A 16609-nucleotide genomic window follows, 5' to 3' on the forward strand; every position below is an offset into this window, starting at 1 on the left:
GCCGATTCGATGACAACCCGACAGCGCTAGACGGGGCGGATGTGGCGACCGAGGAACTGCGCGGCGACCTCTCCGAAGACGTCGTTGCGATCGCCAGCCACCATGTGCCCGGCGGCAGCAACGTTGACGTACTCGGCATGGGGGCACAGTTTGAGGAATTCGTGCACGCCCGCTTCGCTGACGATGTCGGAATTGCCGCCGCGCACCAGCAACGTCGGCAGCTTGAGCCTTCGCGCACACGCAGAATAGCGTGCGTGGCGTCGATCCAGGTCGCGGGGCCACGCGAGAAAATGCGGATCCCAGTTCCAGCGATATCTTCCGTCTCCGTCGTGACGCAGGCTGCGGTTCACGTTGCTTGAAATGAACATATTTTTCGGATTCTGGCGATATCGCCTGATCGCGTCGACGGCTTCGTCGGGAGATTCGAACCCGTCCGGCCGTCGCATCAGCGACTGCAGACGCACGACACCGTGCGGCTCGACACACGGCGCAATGTTGACGAGCACCAGTGCGGCTGCATCAAGAAAGCCTTCCCCGACTGCGAGCAAGCTCGTGCCACCTCCCAGGCCGGCGCCGACGAGCATCGGTCGTCGGCCGTCGAAGAGCGTCGCGACGCGTTCGAGATCGCGGACCATCGCGATCTGACTGTAGTTGCCGGTCGGCGACCAATCCGATTCACCATGGCCTCTTGCGTCGAAGGCAACGGCATGAAAGCCGGCCGCGCCGAGCGCGCGGCCGATTCCGCTCCACGCATGGCGCGTTTGCCCGCTGCTGTGCAGCAGAATGACGGGTGTGCCGAGCGGGTCGCCCCACGATTCGCCGGCGAGCCTCAGGCCGTCAGCACTCGTCCAGGTGTGAGTCCTGCCCTTCGAGCACGAAGGGCGGGTTTCCTCTTTCATCGAAATCGTCATGATTGCACCGCTTCAGCATTACGTAACCATTCGCCACTGATCCGGCATCGTGAGCCATCGAGGCACTCGGATGCCGCGTTCTCGGCCCGGGATCCGGATAGACCGATGTTGCCCAGCGTGATCACCGAGCATTCCTGAAAGTTTGACCGCGCGGGCAATTACGTCAATCTCGGCACGCGGAACGTTCCGTACTGCGGTCACGCTCGTGTCACTTTATCTGCCGCTGAACGAGTGCAATGACGGCACCGGCCAGGGAAATGATTGCAATCACATAGAAGCAGTCCAGTACGCTCATGAAGCTCGCCTGATGCGCTGCCATTCGCGCGAATTCTCCGAGAGCCGCACCTTCGGCCTGCGCGGTATTCATGCCGCGCTCGGCGAACGCATGAGCCATCGACTGCAGCGCGTTCTCGAAGATCGGGTTGTAAGGGGTTGCAAACTCGGCCAGCCGGGTTTGATGTAGCGCGAGGCGGTGCTGATCCAGGATGATGATGGAAGCGGTCGATAGCGAGTACGCAAGTTGCTTGACGATATTCTTCAGTCGGTAGCCGTGCGTAAACTCGTGATCGGGGAAGATCTGGAACGCCACGTTTCCGTTCGGCAGAGCGATGAACATCAGCAGGAAGCCGCGTACGATCAACGGTGCCAGGAGCCAGGATGCGCTCACATCGGGGGGGAGGTTGACAAACCACACGGCGATGAACGTAGCCATCAGAAATCCTGGAACGATCAACAATTTTTTGCGCGTAACGAACTTCGCGTATCGGAAATACATGAACGCCACGGCGATCGACGACAGCGATGTGAATCCGACGATTCGGCCCGCATTCTCCACCGGATATCCGAGCCCGCCTTCGAGCATTCGTGAAATCAGATAGCCGATCGCATTCGTGATGTAGTAGTAGAACGCATAGAGAACGATGGCGATTCTGAAGGGGCCTTCTCGCAATGCATTCAGCCGAATGAGCGGTTTGGGGTGGTTCCATTGTTGCCAGGCAACCCAACCGAGCGCAAGCAGGCCCGTTGCGGTAAGGAGCAACAGTATCGGCGACGTGCTGAACAGCTCGAAGCGGATCTGCTGAGCGACGATCTGCAGCGCACCGAGGGCGAGCGCGAAAATCAGGTAGGGCCAGAGATGCGTGTCGCTGCGCAGTGCCGGCTGGCGCTTGCCGATATGCGGAACGACCAGGAACGCGAATACGGCCAGTGCGAGTCCGGCGACCGTCGTGCAGAGAAAGAGCGCATGCCAGCCGAAGTTTGCAATGAGCACGCCACCGGCCAGCGGCGCAAGGGCGCTCGCCAACAGGATGATCGTCAGGAACAGGCGCGTCGCTGGCGGGCGATTCCTGGGCGAGAAGCCGGTCTGCAAGAGAATCCGACACGTACCCAGCATCGGCCCTATGAAATAGGCCTGAAAGCCTCGTGCCATCGCCAGTTGAAATGATGTAACGCTGAGCGATGCCGCCAATGAGCCGATCGCGAACATCAGCAGGCAGCCGCTGAGGTATCGGCGGAATCCGATTCGCTCGATCAACCATTGCTGTTGAAGAATGCCCAGTACCGAGGCGACAGCATATGCAGACGACGACCACACCAGTTCGTCCGGCGGTACGTTGATCCCGCCGGCCACGTAGCTGCTGAAGAACGAGAAGGCGGTATTGTCGAAGTAGTCGAGTCCGACCGACAACGCGATGGCCCAGGGAAAAAGGTCATGGCGAAGATGACGGTACGTAAGCGACCGTGCGCGGGAGAATGCCATGATCACGACGCTACGTTTCCAGATCCGAACGAGGCGGAACGGCGCTCGCGAGCGGCAAGACGTTCACCTTCGAGCACTTCCGCGGGGATGCCGGCGAGTCGCCGTCTCAAGTACTCGAGATCGTCGTTCAGCTCGTTGCGCAGTGTCTCCGCATCTTTCAATTCGCGTCGGACCTGCACGATCCGGGCATTCAGACGGGTTATCTGTTCCGCAAGACTTGACGAGATCTCGTGCAACGACTCGACGGAATACTGCCTGCGGCCGTCGGCCTCGATTGCCAGTGGCTGCTTGAGCATTTCGGTGATGCCGTGCAGCGAGAATCCAAGGGAGCGCAGTCGCAGGATCCGTCCGAGCTTGTCCAGATCGGCAACGCTGTAGAGCCGGTACCTTCCGTTGCTCCTGGCTGGGATCACAAGGCCGAGTTCCTCGTAATACTTCAGGGTGCGGGGCGTCACGGCCAGTTGCCGGGCGGCCTCGCGAATCGCGACGAGTGGTGAATTCCTGGCTTGCATCGAATGAAAGAGGGGGAGGGCGGTTGCCCGCGCATACGGATTCACGCGGCGCGTCTGGGCGCTGCATGGAACGTCAACGTATGCGTACATGTTTGGTGAAAATGAAGCGCCGACATTCTGTCGGCGCTTCGCTGAGTCGGACTGGCGTGCCGAGAGGAACGCGGTCGATCCGCTACGCGAAATCAGAGAGCCGCGTGACCCATCGATTCTGTTACCCGTGTCGATGCGCGAACCGCGCGGGAACAGCCGAATCGTCAAGCCATGACGATGGTCTTCGATTCCATGAACGCGGTCAGCCCTTCGACGCCGCCCTCACGCCCGATGCCGGACTGCTTGAATCCGCCGAAGCCGATCGAAAAATCGGTGCGCGGACCATTGTGGCCGACCGTCCCCGAGCGGATCTGTCGTGCCACGTGCAATGCACGGGCGCTATCGTTCGTGAAGACCGCGGCATTCAGTCCGAATGGCGTATCGTTCGCCATCCGTATCGCGCTGGCTTCGTCGTCGGCGGGAATGACGCTCAATACCGGGCCGAAGATCTCTTCCTGCGCGATCGTCGAACGGTTGTCCACGTTGCCGAACACCGTCGGCTCGAAGAAGAACCCGCGCTGCAACTCGGGGGGCCGTTTGCCGCCGGCTGCCAACGTTGCGCCTTCCGCGATGCCCTTTGCAACGAACCGCTCGACGGTCTCTCGCTGCCGTGCGCTCGCGAGCGGGCCGGAGGTCGTCTCCGGCGCGAACGGATCGCCGACCACAATCTGTCGGGCGATGTTCGATAACGCTTCGACCATCGCGTCGTGTTTCGCACGCGGAACGATCACTCGAGTCAGGCTGTGGCAGATTTGCCCGGTGTTGTAGCCGAAATAGGACGGCCCGAGGATGTTTGCCGCAGCTTCGACATCGAAATCATCGAGGATGACGGCGGGCGATTTGCCGCCGAGTTCGAGCGTGACGCGCGCGACGCGATCGCCGGCGATGGAAGCGATCCGGCGGCCGGCGCCAGTCGATCCCGTGAACGTGATTTTGTCGACGCCAGGATGGCGAACCAGTTCCTCGGATACGTCCCGATCAGCCGTCACGACATTGATCACGCCGGGCGGCAAACCGATTTCTTCACAGATCTCGGCGAACAGATAGGCCGAGCAGGGCGCCTCGGGCGACGACTTGATCACCAGTGTGCAGCCGGCGAGCAATGCCGGCGCGGTCTTGTACGCCATCAACCCGGCAGGACCATTCCACGGAATGATTTCCCCGACGACGCCGACCGGCTCGTAGACGCGATAGCCGAGATTGCCGGTAACCGACCGGTGCTCCTCGACGAACGGGAAGGTCGACGCCATTTCCGCATACTGGCGAAATGCACCGCTGATGAACAGCCCGATACGAGGCTGGGCGATCTTGTACACGATCCCGGTCTCGATCGACCAGATGCGTGCAAAATCGTCGTTCAGCGCTTCCAGGCGTTCCGCGAACTTCTCGAGATAAACCGCGCGTTCCTGCGGCGTCATCCGGGGCCACGGGCCGTTGTCGAATGCGTCACGCGCCGCGGTGATTGCACGCTGCATGTCGGCGGACGCGGCTTTTGCCACGGTCGCGACGACTTCTTCCGTCGCACAGTCGAGGACATCGAACGTTTCGGCGGTGGAGGGTGCCACCCATTGCCCGCCGATGTAGAACTCTCGAGGATGCTTGAGGTCGATCGTTCTCTTGGTCATCTGATTCTCCATGGCCGTCTTCGACGGCACTTTCCAAATTCCGGACGGCACGGGTGTGCGTGCCGTCAAAATACGATGACGCCCTTGCCACTCGTTTGTTGGTTGAAGTGTGCGTAGGCTTCACCGGCTTGCTCGAGACGCCACTCTTCGGTAAAGAGCTTGTCTACCTCGACACCGTGATCGGCGATGAAGTGGGCACAGTCCTTCATGCCGACTTCGGAGAAGGTGAAGGAGCCGATCAGCGTCCTTTGCTTGCCGATCAGGTCCTTCATCGCGTCGATGGTCAGGTTCCCGCCGACCGCAACGAGAACGACACGCCCCCATACTTTCGTGCTGCGAATCGCCTGTGCGCGGGGCAATTCGCCGCCGGCACACTCGACTGCGCAGGACACGCCTTTTCCGCCAGTCAGCTTGTGGATCTCCTCGACGGGGTCGACTTTGCTGGCGTCAATGCCGTGCGTGACGCCGAATGCTTTCGAGCGCTCGACGCGACTCGGATTGATGTCGATGCCGATCACCTCGATACCCATTGCGGCGGCGAGTTGAGCGGTGGAGAGGCCGACAGGGCCAAGGCCATAGACGGCAAGCGTGTCACGCGCGCTGATATCCAGACGCAGCAGCGCGCCGTATGCCGTGCCGGTGCCGCACGAGATGGCCGCACCGCCCTTGAACGACACTTCCTGCGGCAGATGGACCAGGGACGATACCGGTACCTTCATGTAGTTCGCATGCCCGCCGTGACTCAGCACGCCGTAGATGCGCGCGCCGCGATCGCACAGTTGGGTCCAGCCTGTCCGGCAGTGGTCGCAGCAGCTGCATCCCGCGTAATGAAAGACCATGACCCGGTCGCCGACCCGAAACGTTGCGGGATCGACGCCCGGGCCGACCGCGGCCACGACGCCGCAAGGTTCATGACCGCCGATGACCTGCTCGGATTCCATCCGGTCGCGCATGCCGAGCATGCTCAACGACTCCGCCATCCCGTGACGGTAATAGTGAAGGTCGGTCCCGCACATGCCGGACGCCTTCATTTCGATGACTGCTTCGCCGTATCCCGGAACAGGATCGTCGAAGTTCAGTACATCGACCTTGCAATTTCCCTGAAAGACCATGCCGCGCATGAGAGTTCTCCGAATGCTGGTGCGTAAGCCGGTGTGTGCCCTGTCGCTCCGCGAGGCGTCAATGTTCCGATACCGGTGCGCTGAGCTCAGGCACGACCCGTGGCACGATCAATGAATGGTCAGCCCGCCCGTCGGACTCAGCGTTGCACCTGTCAGGTAGGCCGACTCGTTCGATGCGAGGAACGCGACGACCTGACCGATATCCGTCGGCGCTGCAACGCCGAGCGGGCAGCCGGCGACGACCTTTTCGTATTGTTTGCGGTGCTGTTCCGACACTTTGCTGTCGGCGCCGAACACGGCGTCCCATGACGGGCTGTCGCGCACGACCGTCACGCAAACACAGTTGACCCGGATCTTGTCGCGCGCCAGTTCCTTGGCGATGACTTTGCTGGCGCGGATCAGGCCGCCGGCAAATGTCGAAACGGCCGTTTGGCCCGGTGTGGGGACCCGGCCGCCTTCCGACGTCACGAAGATCACGCTGCCGCCGCCACGAGGACGCATGTACGGCAACGCGGCCTGCACCGGAAAGAGCTTGGCGGCCGTATTTTCGGCAACCAGCGCGGCAACACGTGCGAGATCGATATCGGCGAATGCGCCCCGAACCTTGGGAGACCGCGCCTCGTCGTCGTTGCCGCCGGCATTGGCGACCACGATATCGATGCCGCCGTGGCGACGGGCAGTCTCCGCGGCCAGCGCGTCCATATCGGCCTTCGATCGCACGTCACCCGACAGAAATTCAGCGATACCGCCGGCCTGCCTGAGTTCAGCAAGAACCGACTCTGCTTTTGCTGCATTTCGCCCACTGATCACGACCGTTGCGCCGCGCGCTGCGAGCTGCAATGCGATGCCTTTGCCAATCCCGCCGGTACCGCCGGTGACGATGGCTACTTTCCCTTCAAGACCGCTCATTGAAATTGCCTTCAAATCATGGAGAAGTTCGTTCGAGTTCGCCTGTCGGTTAGGCACGCACGACATTGCGAATCGTGCGAATCCGGCTGGCGGTTCGAGAATGACTGGCGGCGAGAGGCAAATTGCCGTCTTCCGCGCGCCGTATATCTGCTTGGGCAATAGTAGGTACGGAGCCGCGGTAATTCGAGTGACGTTTTTCGAATGAGGCGTTGCTTATTTTCGAATCCGACCTTCGTCGCGCTCTGACATGGCAGACGAATGACTGGCCGGCCCATCGATCGGGGTGTGAGACCCGAGATGACCGCAACTTGCGGTGCGATGCCGTGTTCGCGAAACCGCAACGCCGCTTTCGCGAATCTGCATTTGAACGACGGGATCGGCGCCCCTAGGATTGACCGTGCTGGCTGGCTTCGTTCGACAACGAGCAAGCCCGGCAAATTGCCGACGCGCATGGCAAGACGCTTTCCGAGGCAGACAGTGGCTCGGACACAAAAAGCGGGGTGGCGATACGAAATCCCGCAAAAAAATCGGAGACAAATTTGCAACGCTGCAAAGGCCAAGGCCCGTTGGCGGGTCTCAAGGTGGTCGAGATCGGCGGCATCGGGCCGCTGCCGTTCTGCGCCATGCTGCTAGCCGATCTCGGCGCCGATGTATTGCGAATCGACCGTATCGTGCCGTCGGACAGCGGTGTTTCGCTGGAAAGCCGGTTCGACCTGTTGCGTCGTAGCCGCCGCTCGATTGCGATGGATCTGAAGAATGGCGCGGCAGTCGAGGTGATCCTGCGCCTCGTCGAGGGCGCAGACGCCGTCATCGAGGGTTTTCGTCCCGGCGTTGCCGAGCGGCTTGGCGTTGGCCCGGACGACTGTCTCGCGGTCAATCCGAGGGTCGTCTACGGCCGCATGACGGGATGGGGGCAGGACGGCCCTCTCTCGGACGCGCCCGGCCATGATCTCAACTACATCGGGTTGACCGGAGCACTCCATTCCATCGGCTCCGAAAACGGCCCGCCGGTGCCCCCGCTCAATCTCGTCGGAGATTTCGGCGGCGGGTCGCTTTATCTTGCGCTAGGGGTCGTCAGTGCGATGCTCGAGGCCCGGCGCTCCGGACAGGGGCAGGTGGTCGACGCGGCCATGGTCGACGGCTCCGCGTCGCTGATGACATTGATATACGGCATGCATGCCGGCAACGCGTGGATCGACCGGCGGGGCTCGAATCGGCTGGATTCAGGTGCGCCCTGGTATCAGGTCTATGAAACGAGCGATGGCCGCTACGTATCGCTCGCATCCAACGAGCCGCGCTTCTATCGCGAGACGCTGGCCTTGCTCGGCGTGGCCGACGAAGCGCTGCCGAAGCAGCACGACACGGACGGGTGGCCACTGCTGCGCACACGCTTTGCCGAGATATTCAGGCAGAAGACCCGGGACGAGTGGTGCAACCTCGCAGCCGGAACCAACGTGTGCATTGCGCCGGTGCTGTCTTTGACGGAAGCACCGAAGCATCCGCACAACGTCGCACGAGCAACGTTTCAGGAGGTGGCCGGCGTGGTACAGCCCGGCCCGGCACCGCGCTTCAGCCGCACGCCAGGTGCGATCCAGCGGCCCCCCGCCCGGATCGGCGAGCATACGGACGAAGCGTTGCTCGACTGGGGGTTTGCCCAACATGAGATTGATGCGCTGCGCAATCGAGATGCGATTCGGTGAGCGCGCGTGCACGATTCCAAAGATGAACGAAAAGGAGATGTGATGGAGGAGGCAATGCATGATTCGCGTGTCGGAACGAAGATGGGTGCCGATCGGCCGCTGGCCGGCATTCGGGTACTCACCGTCGAAAACTTCATCGCGGCGCCGTTTGCTTCGATGTGGTTGGCGGATGCCGGCGCGGAAGTCGTCAAGATCGAGACGCGCGAGGGCGGCGATTTTTCCCGCAGCACGAATCCTGTCAAACAGGATGCCGACGGCAGGCCGAGCGGCCTCGCCTTTCTGCGTGCGAATCGAAACAAGAAGAGTGTCACGCTCGATCTCAAGCACCCGGAGGGTCGGCGCATCTTCACCGAACTCGCCGCGCAAGCCGATGTCGTGATCGAGAATCTGCGGCCGAACGTGATGGACCGGATGGGGCTCGGCTATGCGGACCTGAGCAAGATCAATCCACGCTTGATCTACGGCGCCATTTCCGGGTTCGGACACGACGACATACTGCCCAGTCCGTACGGCGACTTCCCGGCGTTCGATATCGTGGGGCAGGCGATGAGCGGGCTGATGTATCGTCCCGAGCGGAGCGACGACCGACCGACCTATCTGGGATTCTCGCTCGCCGATATCGAGTGCGGGATCCTGGCGCTCTATGGCGTCGTGCTCGCGCTCCTGCATCGGCACACGACAGGCAAGGGAAAAAAAATCGATATCTCGATGGTCGATGCGTCGTTGATCCTGAACGAAATCTCCGTCGCGATGTATTCGGCAACGAAGCGGACATCGCCTCCCGGTGTGCACGCAGTCACCGCGCCGTTCGGAACCTATCGTGCGAAAGACGGGTATATCGTCATCGCGGTACTGGGCGAACACATCTGGAAGCGGTTCGCGGAAGTCATCGGCCGCCCGAATCTGCCGGACGATCCGAGATTTGCCGACGGCATGTTGCGCAAGCAGCATCTGGACGATCTGAATGTCGAGATCGACGCGTGGCTCGCAGATCGGTCACGCGAAACGGCGCTGGCCGAGCTTCGCGCGGGCGGCGTGCCTTGCGCCAACGTGAATGATGTGCCGGACCTGTTCGAATGTCCGCACGTCGCTGCGCGCAAGATGCTCATGACGCTCGACGACCCGGTATGGGGACCCATTCAGGTGGCCGGAAATCCGGTCAAGATGTCGGATGTTCCGGAGCCGGAAGCCAAGACGCCACCGCGTCTGGGCGAGCACAACGCGAATGTCCTGCACGAGTGGTTGGGCATGGACGACGGTGAAATCGGGAAATTGCGGGAAATGAACGTGATCTGAATCCGGTGAACCGACGGCGCGTGCCCGCTTCGCACCGATCGTCTCATGCGCTGTACAACGTCGGGGCGACCTCGGCTTCTCGACTGCCCTGGGGATATGACCGATATCGCCGAGGTTGTCCCGGTCGCCCCTTCTTCGACTCCCAATTGACGCCCGATCACCCCCGGCTTAGTCTCTATGGCTCAATTCAGCAATCCAGCCGAGCGAGAAGACCAAGGAGAGGACATGCCCGGGCTCAGTCTCCACAATCTGACGAGACGCGTCGACCTTTTCACGTTGAGGTTGTTTCTCACCGTCGTGGAAGAGCAGCAGATGCGTCGCGCGGCGGTGAGGGAGAACATCACGCCGTCAGCTGCGACGAGGCGGATCCAGGATCTCGAAGAGATTGCCGGCATCGACCTGTTCGAGCGACTGCCAACCGGCATGGTGCCGAGCGCCGCCGGCGAGGTGCTGGCTCGTCACGTGCGTTTGCTGTTCGAGAATCTCGACGTCATGCGGCGGGAGGTGGCCGAGTTCACCGAGGGCGTGCGCGGTCATATCCGCATCAGTTCCACCAGCACGATCATCGTCCAGTTTCTGGCGCGCGAGATCGCCGAGTTCACGCGGGACTTCCCCTTCGTCGACATCGAGCTGCAGGAGGATGCAAATACCAACGTGGTCGGTGCCGTTGTGGCTGGCAAGGCCGATGTGGCGATGTTCTATGCAACCGACGACATCGACCGGGATGCGCTCGAGATCATCGAGTATCGTACTGATCGTCTCGTGGCAGTGGTGCCGAAAGGGCACACCCTGGGTGAGCGCGCCAGCGTAACGACGGCGGATCTCCTCGAGCAGAACGTGATCGGCATTTCGGCGACGACTTCGATGATGACCCAGTTGCGAAATGCAGCCACCGCGCTGGGACGCGAGCTGAATGTGAAGTTCCGGGTCAGCACGATCGAGGCAGCTCGCAGCCTGGTCAAGGCGGGGCTGGGTGTGATGATTCAGCCCGAGAGCATGCTGCCGGTCGAGGATCTCAACAAAGTGACGCTGGTGGCACTCGACGAACCATGGGCATTGCGCCGGCTCTGCGTCGGGACAAGGCGGGGCGATTCCCTGACAGCGGCAACGAGGGCGTTCGTTGCCCGATTCACTGACCGCTAGCTGCGGTTTCAACGCCATTGGCATGATGTGGCGCGCTGTACCGGCTGCGTGGAGTTACGACGGTCGACAGAGGCGAGCGCGTCACGCATGCGCATGATTTTCGTTCGCGCGATGCCGCTTCCCGAGCGGCCCTGCAGTATCTCCCGCACCGCTGAATAAAGCGTTCCCTTCAATACGGCCGTCTCATCGAGACAGCGCCGTCGCGACCGTTGACAAGACGATTCGTGCGGCTTCCAGTCGATTGGAGAAGCCGGATTTTGTCGATTGATACGTTGCCTTATACCTGTCACGCACTCGCGTGCACGGCATTTCTGATCACACGAAAGGTAATTCGAATTCGCCGAATCGCCGCTTCGAAATACGTCACTTGGTCGATAAATTTCGCATCCCTATAGTGGTCGAGGAGATAAAAAACCCGGTCGTCAACGGGAATTCGTGAGTAAAAAGGAGACAACGTGAACGCATCATCCATTCGGACTCGCAGCAGCTTGTTCGTAGTCGTCTTGTGCTTTCTAACGATCGCCGTCGACGGCTACGATCTCATCGTCTACGGCGCAACGGTGTCGTCCCTGTTCGCGGAGCCCGGATGGGGCTTGAGCGCATCGGGGGCGGGAATGATCGGGAGCTGGACACTGGCCGGGCTGATGCTGGGCCTGTTCGGTGCCGGTTCCCTGTCCGATCGCATCGGCCGTCGAAAACTGATCATGGCCGGCGTGCTGTGGTTTTCCATCGGTTCGCTGCTATGTGCAGTGGCCCATTCTCCGACGCAACTGGGTTTCGCTCGCTTCCTCACGGGTATCGGGTTGGGGAGCGTGGTGCCTTCGTCGGTGGCGCTGAGCGTCGAATATGCGCCTCGAAATCGCCGGCAGCTGTATAGCGCGCTCGCGCTGACGGGCTATGCGATTGGCGGCGTAGTGTGTGCGCTGCTGGCGATGTCGCTGCTGCAGAGTCACGGCTGGCGCGTGCTCTATGCCGCCGGCGCGTTGTACGTCGTCATCCTGCCCGTCATGTACTTTTTCCTGCCGGAGTCGGTCAATTTTCTGGTCGACAGCAATCGAATGGACGAAGCGCGAGAACTGGCGACCCGCTATTCGATCGACTTCGAGCGTGTCCTGGCTGACAACGCCAGTCAACGTCAGCTTCAATCCACATCCACCGAGCTGCGCGGCTTCAAACTCGTGATGTCGTCGGACTGGCGGTCCGCGGTGCTCCTGTTCGCGGTCGTGTGTTTCTGCGGCCAGATCGTCGTCTATGGGATGAATGTCTGGCTACCGACGTTGATGCGGAAGGCCGGGTATCCGCTGGGATCAGCGCTGCAGTTTCTTCTGGTGATGCAATTCGGTGCCGCCGTGGGCAATCTGTTTGGCGCGTGGTTGGCCGATCGGTTTGGATCCCGGAAGATACTGATCGCTCTTTTTGCCGTTTGCGCAATTTCGTTGCTGGTCATGAGCCAGAAGCCGGATTACATCTGGTTGATGCTCGCCGTGTTCGGTTCAGGACTGGGGTCGATCGGATCGACAACGCTCGGCTACGGCTACATCGCTGCGTACTTCCCCGCGTCCTGCCGTGGCTCGGCCATCGGTACAGCCCAAGGTCTGGGGCGGATCGGCTCGGTGCTGGGACCGATGATTGGTGGATGGGTCGTCGGGTCGACTCTGGGGCATCAGTGGAATTTCTACGTGTTCGCGATTCCGTCCGTGATTGCCGCCATCATGGTGACCCAGATTCCTAAAACGAGGCGCGTGGACGCGTCTTACGTGAAGGCATAACTCGACGTTGTCGTCTCGACGCGATCCGGGGTACGGCGGCGCTTGCGCGCACCGTCGACTACGGGATCGGCGACAAATGCGTGCTTGTTAGCGTACCGAAGCCGGATTGATCACGACCGTGCCCGACGATTCCAGAAAAGGAACGTCGGGCACGTGTCGTTTAGAGCAGGTGGCGACCTCGCGCGGTCACACTTGCCCGATCACTGAAGCAGAACGCCCGCCGCGAAGCAGTCGCGAATCGTCTTCGCCATTTTCGAATCGTCGCTTCGAAAATGACCAGTTGGATCGCTCCCGACGTGGCCCTAACCTGAAGGTCATGACGAACAAGGCCGATGCGCGAGCAGACGCCACACACTGGAGCGAAGACAAATGGCAAACTTTCTCGACGAATCGCAAACGATGTGGCTCGACACCGTGAACAAGTTCATGGACAACGAGATCACCGTCGAATACGTGCGCAAGTGCGACATGAATCGCGACTACCCTTACGAAGCGTACGAAAAGATCGCGAAGCAAGGCTGGCTCGGCCTGCTGATTCCGGAAGCCGAAGGCGGTTCGGGCGGCGACATTTTCGATTACTCGCTGATGGCCGAAGGCCTTGGCAAGTTCGGCTTCGACTTCGCGTGCTCGGTGCTCGTGCCGACGTTCACCGCGATGAACATCACCAAGTTCGGCACGCCGGCCCAGAAGGCGAAGTACGTACAGCCGTTCATCGACGGCAAGATCCGCTTCTCGGTATCGATTTCCGAGCCCGATGCAGGTTCCGACGCAGCGAATACGAAGACGCGCGCACGCCGCGACAGCAACGGCGACTGGATCGTTAGCGGCCAGAAGCTGTGGTGCAGCGGCGCGGCGGCGAAGAACACCGTGATCGCGATGCTGGTTCGCACGAGCACCGATGACAAGCACAAAGGCCTGTCCGTGCTGCTGATCCCGAACGATACGCCGGGCATGGTCATCAACCGCCTTCCGACGCTGTCGCGTCATGCGACCGGTACGACCGAGATCTTCCTCGACGAAGTGCGCGTGCCGGGCGATGCGCTGCTGGGCGAGGAAGGGCAGGGCTGGAAGATCATCACCGAACACCTCGAGCTCGAGCGCTGCGCGGTGGCCGCGGCTTATACGGGTAACGCCCAGCAGGCAGTGACGACGGCGACGCGCTACGCGCACGATCGTATTCAGTTCGACCATCAACTGTACGACTTCCAGGTGATTCGCCACCTGCTCGCCGACTGCCAGACGAAGGTCGACGCGGCGCGTCTGCTCTGCTATCGCGCGGCACGGATGGCGGCGGACCACGTGCCGTGCAGCCGCGAAGTGTCGATGGCGAAGCTGTACGGGTCCGAGACGCTGAAGGAGTGCGCGCTCGCAGGCATGCAGATCCTGGGTGGCTACGCAAACCTGCCGGAAGCCGACATGGAGCGCTACCTGCGCGAAAGCATTCAGTCGACGATCGGTGGCGGCACGTCGCAGATCCAGCGCACGATCATCGCGAAATCGATGCGCCAGTAACGTCGTATCGCTTCACTTGAACGAAGCGCGCGGGCAGGCCTGCGCGCCGTTACCCCGAATTCAACAGGAGACACCGTAATGAGCGTTATCAACAACAGCATCAACATTCCGCTCGACGAGCTGGAGGTTGGCACCAAGTTTCGTTCGCCTGGCCGTACCGTGACCGAGAGCGATGTCGTGATGTTCTGCATGTTCACGGGCAACTGGATCGAGATTCACTCGAACAAGGAATACGCGGAGAGAACGCGCTGGGGCGAGCGCATCGTGCAGGGCATGCTGACGTTCTCGCTGATCTCGGGCCTGCTGCAGTTCGGCCCCGCGATCCAGGCGAACTACGGCGTCGACAAGATGCGCTTCCTGAATCCGGTGAAGATCGGCGACACGGTCTACGCGAGCGCCGAAGTCATCGCCAAGAAGGAAAAGGACGACAAGTTCGGCGTCGGCACGATGCTGATTCAGGCGTACAACCAGCGCGGCGAAGTCGTTCAGCGCAGCGAATGGAGCCTGCTGATGCTGCGCAAGCGCGCGGATCTCGAGGCGCTGATCGCTGAAGCGCAGCCCGAGTTCAAGGTCTGAGGAGCGCGGTCATGACTCCTCGTCCGGTTGCGGCGATCGTCGGCATGGGTGACGCCTATGCGTCACGTGCGAATCGCAAGGACCCGCTGCAGTTGGCCGCCGAGGCAACGCTCAATGCGCTTGCCGACGCGGGCATCCGCAAGGACCAGGTCGATGCGGTATTCACGGGACGCTCGCCGTGGGCCGACAAGCGTTCGCAGTGGAGCAACATCTTCATCTCGCACATGCAGATGCCGGTGACGCTCACGAGCGAGCTGACGATGCATGGCGCCGGCCTGACGTCGACGCTCGCGATCGCATCGCAGATGATCGCGGCTGGCCGCGCGGAATACGTGCTGTGCCTGCAAAGCGACGCGACCGAGCTGTTCGTCGACGCGGTCGCGATGGGCGCGGAAGCCGACGCGGACCCCCAGTTCGAAATCCCGTACGGTCCGACGATTCCGGCGCTCTATGCGCAGGCGGCGCAACGCTACTTTCACGAATTCGGCATCACCGAGGACGACCTCGCCGATGTCGCGATTGCGAATCAGCGCTGGGGACGCCATCATCCGCACGCGGCAAAGGCGAAGTTCGGCGAGATCGATCGCGCGGCGGTGCTGTCGTCGCCGTACGTGGCGACGCCGCTGCGGCGCTGGATGTGTTCGACGTGGGGCGGCGGCACGGGTGGCGCGCTGGTCGTGACCTCGCCGGAAAACGCGCGCAACGCACGTGATCCGGTGTACCTGCTCGGCTATGGATCGGCCACGACGCATGAATACCTGACGGATCGCATGAACATGCGTCGATGCAGATTCGACAGTCTCGGCGCATTTCCGAACCTGACGACCACTGCAACGGCCGAGGCGGCACGACAAGCCTATGCGATGTCGGGGCTGACGCCTTCCGACATCGACATGGCGCAGATCTCGGTGAACTTCGCGCACATGGGGCCGATCGTGATGGAGGATCTCGGTTTCGCGAAGAAGGGACACGGTATCGACCTCTATCGAGAAGGTCGTACGAGCGTCGACGGCGACCTGCCGACCGACACGAACGGCGGCTGGCTGTCGTTTGGCCAGCCTGGCATTTCGTGCAACATGGACAGCATCGTCGAAGCCGTTCGCCAGTTGCGCGGTGAGCCGCTTGGACTGGCGCCAACGCGCCGGCCGAAGACCGCGCTTGTGCAAGGCGCCGGAGGGATGCTCGCAGCGGGTGCGGTTCTGCTCCTGTCGTCCGAGACCTGATACCCGATCGAGAGGATCCCATGACGGAAACCCATTTGCCGAATACCTGGCCGCAACCGTACCGGTTGCTCGATGCGCAGCCTTACTGGGACGCGTTGGCCGACGAAAAGCTGACGTTCCAGCGCTGTACCGCGTGCCGTGAATCGGTATGGCCGGCTCACTCGTTTTGCACGCATTGTGGTGCGAAGTCGCTGGACTGGACGCAGTCGTCCGGCCGCGGCGAGATCTATTCATACAGCACGATCACGCGTGGGCCGACGCCGGTGTGGGCCGGCATCGTTCCGTACACTGTCGGCTTCATTCGCATGGACGAGGGCTATTTCCTGTTCACGCAGATCGACGAAGCACCGGAAGCGTTGCGGATTGGCCAGCGTGTCGAGGTTCGGTTCGTGCAGCGTGGCGAACAGAAGTTGCCGGTATTCGTGTTGTCGAAACAATAACGCTGACTGCGTGATCAGGCATC

The 16609-nt window shown here is 61.5% G+C and carries 14 protein-coding genes; 8 read left to right on the plus strand and 6 right to left on the minus strand.

Going from position 1 to position 16609, the window contains the following annotated elements:
• Positions 1-26: 26 nt before the first annotated feature.
• The 6 genes from AC1Z3W_RS07565 to AC1Z3W_RS07590 all read right to left on the minus strand — a co-directional run bounded on the left by AC1Z3W_RS07565 (position 27) and on the right by AC1Z3W_RS07590 (position 6927).
• Positions 27-911, minus strand: coding sequence for an alpha/beta fold hydrolase (locus tag AC1Z3W_RS07565; protein WP_082664599.1), 885 nt, complete (start codon positions 909-911; stop codon positions 27-29).
• A 208-nt stretch (positions 912-1119) separates the two neighbouring features.
• A complete protein-coding gene (locus AC1Z3W_RS07570; RefSeq protein ID WP_057924874.1) occupies positions 1120-2670 on the minus strand; it encodes an MFS transporter in 1551 nt (516 codons plus the stop codon).
• 2 nt (positions 2671-2672) lie between these two features.
• Positions 2673-3182, minus strand: a complete 510-nt coding sequence (locus AC1Z3W_RS07575) for a MerR family transcriptional regulator (RefSeq protein WP_057924875.1) — start codon at positions 3180-3182, stop codon at positions 2673-2675.
• A 254-nt stretch (positions 3183-3436) separates the two neighbouring features.
• Positions 3437-4897, minus strand: a complete 1461-nt coding sequence (locus tag AC1Z3W_RS07580) for an aldehyde dehydrogenase (RefSeq protein WP_057925160.1) — start codon at positions 4895-4897, stop codon at positions 3437-3439.
• A gap of 65 nt (positions 4898-4962) precedes the next feature.
• Entirely contained in the window at positions 4963-6018 is a 1056-nt protein-coding gene (locus tag AC1Z3W_RS07585; RefSeq protein ID WP_057924876.1) for a zinc-dependent alcohol dehydrogenase family protein, read from the minus strand.
• Between the two features lie 108 nt (positions 6019-6126).
• Positions 6127-6927 carry an SDR family NAD(P)-dependent oxidoreductase gene (locus AC1Z3W_RS07590; RefSeq protein WP_057924877.1) on the minus strand — a complete coding sequence of 267 codons (801 nt, stop codon included), beginning with the start codon at positions 6925-6927 and terminating at the stop codon, positions 6127-6129.
• A 539-nt stretch (positions 6928-7466) separates the two neighbouring features.
• Here AC1Z3W_RS07590 and AC1Z3W_RS07595 point away from each other — a divergent pair.
• From AC1Z3W_RS07595 to AC1Z3W_RS07630, 8 genes are all read left to right on the plus strand, one after another.
• Positions 7467-8627 carry a CaiB/BaiF CoA transferase family protein gene (locus AC1Z3W_RS07595; protein WP_057924878.1) on the plus strand — a complete coding sequence of 387 codons (1161 nt, stop codon included), beginning with the start codon at positions 7467-7469 and terminating at the stop codon, positions 8625-8627.
• A 6-nt stretch (positions 8628-8633) separates the two neighbouring features.
• Complete coding sequence (locus tag AC1Z3W_RS07600) at positions 8634-9923, plus strand: CaiB/BaiF CoA transferase family protein (RefSeq protein WP_242431766.1); 1290 nt, start codon at positions 8634-8636, stop codon at positions 9921-9923.
• 225 nt (positions 9924-10148) lie between these two features.
• The gene (locus tag AC1Z3W_RS07605) at positions 10149-11066 is read left to right on the plus strand and encodes a LysR family transcriptional regulator (protein ID WP_057924880.1); all 918 of its coding nucleotides are present in this window, start codon (positions 10149-10151) and stop codon (positions 11064-11066) included.
• Positions 11067-11521: 455 nt separating this feature from the next.
• A complete protein-coding gene (locus tag AC1Z3W_RS07610) occupies positions 11522-12835 on the plus strand; it encodes an MFS transporter (RefSeq protein WP_057924881.1) in 1314 nt (437 codons plus the stop codon).
• Between the two features lie 369 nt (positions 12836-13204).
• The gene (locus AC1Z3W_RS07615; RefSeq protein WP_057924882.1) at positions 13205-14347 is read left to right on the plus strand and encodes an acyl-CoA dehydrogenase family protein; all 1143 of its coding nucleotides are present in this window, start codon (positions 13205-13207) and stop codon (positions 14345-14347) included.
• A gap of 78 nt (positions 14348-14425) precedes the next feature.
• Positions 14426-14923: a MaoC family dehydratase gene (locus tag AC1Z3W_RS07620; RefSeq protein WP_039341337.1), complete on the plus strand. Its 498-nt coding sequence runs from the start codon at positions 14426-14428 to the stop codon at positions 14921-14923.
• A gap of 11 nt (positions 14924-14934) precedes the next feature.
• Positions 14935-16146: a thiolase family protein gene (locus tag AC1Z3W_RS07625; protein WP_483507379.1), complete on the plus strand. Its 1212-nt coding sequence runs from the start codon at positions 14935-14937 to the stop codon at positions 16144-16146.
• A 20-nt stretch (positions 16147-16166) separates the two neighbouring features.
• Complete coding sequence (locus AC1Z3W_RS07630) at positions 16167-16586, plus strand: Zn-ribbon domain-containing OB-fold protein (protein WP_057924884.1); 420 nt, start codon at positions 16167-16169, stop codon at positions 16584-16586.
• Positions 16587-16609: the final 23 nt, after the last annotated feature.

It is taken from the genome of Burkholderia sp. 10_S31 (assembly GCF_056930375.1).